General features: G+C 71.3%; 3 protein-coding genes. All 3 read left to right on the top strand.

The annotated features are described in order from the left end of the window. Positions 1 to 1,234, top strand: a 1,234-nt coding sequence (locus tag H0U68_RS03795) for an AsmA-like C-terminal region-containing protein (protein WP_296352833.1), incomplete at its 5' end; no start/stop codon positions are given. Between the two features lie 9 nt (positions 1,235 to 1,243). Further along, positions 1,244 to 2,053: a carbon-nitrogen hydrolase family protein gene (locus H0U68_RS03800; protein ID WP_296352834.1), complete on the top strand. Its 810-nt coding sequence runs from the start codon at positions 1,244 to 1,246 to the stop codon at positions 2,051 to 2,053. 7 nt (positions 2,054 to 2,060) lie between these two features. Then, positions 2,061 to 2,277: hypothetical protein (locus H0U68_RS03805; RefSeq protein WP_296352836.1), on the top strand; the 217-nt coding region annotated here is incomplete at its 3' end.

Here is a 2,277-nt window from a genome sequence, read left to right on the forward strand (position 1 = left end):
CGGCGCGCGCAGCGGCAGCGGCACCTCGGCCGCCGCCAACACGGGCTACCTGCCCACCAGCATGGCGGCGCGTGCCAAGGAACTGGTGGTGGAGGGCCGCACCCTGCACGACGTGGTGCTGGGCGGCTCGCGCGACGGGCTGACCTGGCGCGCCAACGTCGACGCGCAGGAGCTGAATGGCTACCTCGAATACCGCCAGCCTTCAGGCGCCGAGCAGGGCCGCGTGCATGCGCGGCTCGCGCGGTTGAACATCGCGGCGCAGGCGGCGCGCGAGGTGGAGACCTTGCTGGACCAGCAGCCGGCCAACATCCCGGCGCTGGACATCGTGGTCAACGATTTCGAGCTGAAAGGCAAGAAGCTCGGGCGGCTGGAGATCGACGCCGTCAACCGCGGCGCGGCCGACGGCGGCGTGCGCGAGTGGCGGCTCAACAAGCTGGCGCTCACCACGCCGGAGGCGCTGTTCAGCGCGCAGGGCAACTGGGCGGCGGTGAGCGCGCAGGCGCCCGCCACGCCGCGCGGGCGCACCGAGCAGCATCGCACCGCCATGCGCTTCCAGCTCGATATCGCCGATGCCGGCGGCGTGCTGGCGCGCTTCGGCATGCCGGGCGTGGTGCGGCGCGGCCACGGCCGCATGGAAGGCCAGATCGCCTGGCTGGGCTCGCCGCTGTCGATGGACTATCCGTCGATGGCGGGCGGCTTTCGCGTCAACGTGGAAGGCGGCCAGTTCCTCAAGGCCGACCCCGGGCTGGCCAAGCTGCTGGGCGTGCTGAGCCTGCAGTCGCTGCCGCGCCGCCTGGCGCTGGATTTCCGGGACGTGTTCAGCGAGGGCTTTCCGTTCGACTTCGTGCGCGGCGACATCGTCATTGATAAGGGCATCGCCTCCACCAACAACCTGCAGATGAAGGGCGTCAACGCCGCCGTGCTGATGGAAGGCAAGGCCGACATCGCGCGCGAGACGCAGGACCTGAAAGTGGTGGTGGTGCCCGAGATCAACGCCGGCACCGCCTCGCTGGTGGCCACCATGATCAACCCGGTGATCGGCCTGGGATCGTTCATGGCGCAGATGTTCCTGCGCCAGCCGCTGATGCGCGCGGCCACGCGGGAGTTCCACATCGACGGCACCTGGAGCGACCCGAAGGTCACGCGCGTCGGCAGGGGCGCGGCCGCTGCCGCTGCCGATGCGCCGGCTTCGCCTGCGCCTTTGCCTTCGCCGGTCCCGGCGGACAACAAATAGGGAGCACACATGCAAGTCGCAGCCATCCAGATGGTGTCGGGCTTCTCGCTGCAGGCCAATCTCGATTCCGCGCGCGTTCTGCTGGCGCAAGCCGCGCAGCAGGGCGCGGAGCTGGCGGTGCTGCCCGAATATTTCTGCCTGATGGGCCAGCGCGACACCGACAAGCTGGCGTTGCGCGAGGACTTCGGCGCCGGCCGCATCCAGGACTTCCTGGCTGCCACGGCGCGCGAGCTGGGCCTGTGGATCGTTGGCGGCACGCTGCCGCTGGCGGCTGCCGACACGGACCACGTGCGCAACACCAGCCTGGTGTTCTCGCCGGCGGGCGAGTGCGTGGCGCGCTACGACAAGATCCACCTGTTCAAGTTCGACAACGGGCAGGACCGCTTCGACGAATCGCGCGTGATCGAGCGCGGCAGCGCGCCGCAGGCGTTCGAGCTGCCGTCGCGCGACGGACGGCGCTGGCGCGTGGGCCTGAGCGTGTGCTACGACCTGCGCTTTCCCGAGCTGTACCGCGGCCTGCAGGCCGACCTGCTGCTGGTGCCCAGCGCCTTCACCTATGTGACCGGGCAGGCCCACTGGGAGCTGCTGCTGCGCGCCCGCGCGGTGGAGAACCTGGCCTACGTGGTCGCGCCCGCGCAGGGCGGCGTGCACGAGAGCGGCCGGCGCACCTGGGGCCACTCGATGGTGGTCGATCCGTGGGGGGCAGTGCTGGCGCAGCGCGCCGAAGATGGCGCCGGCATCGCGGCGGCGGACATCGCCGGCGAACGGCTGGCCCAGTTGCGCGCGCAGCTGCCGGCGCTGGAACACCGGGTGCTGTGACGCGGCGATGAGCACGGCGCAGTTTTCCACGCGCTCGGGCGGCACGCGCTGGCTGCTGTGGGGCCTGCTGTTCGCGCTGGTGCTGTCGGTGCTAGCCACGCTGGTGTGGCTGGCCGGCCGCTACGAGGCCAGCCAGGCGCAGGGGCAGGTGGAGCGCGATGCGGCCGAAGCGCTGGCCGACGTTCGCGCGGCGCTCACCCGCAACGCGCAGGCGCTGCAGGCCC

The organism is Ramlibacter sp., from assembly GCF_013697775.1.
Lineage (GTDB): Bacteria > Pseudomonadota > Gammaproteobacteria > Burkholderiales > Burkholderiaceae_C > Ramlibacter.

Bases quoted from the DNA above. Each gene is read 5' to 3' on its own strand.
- H0U68_RS03800 (WP_296352834.1), top strand. From the start codon at position 1,244: ATGCAAGTCGCAGCCATCCAGATGGTGTCGGGCTTCTCGCTGCAGGCC.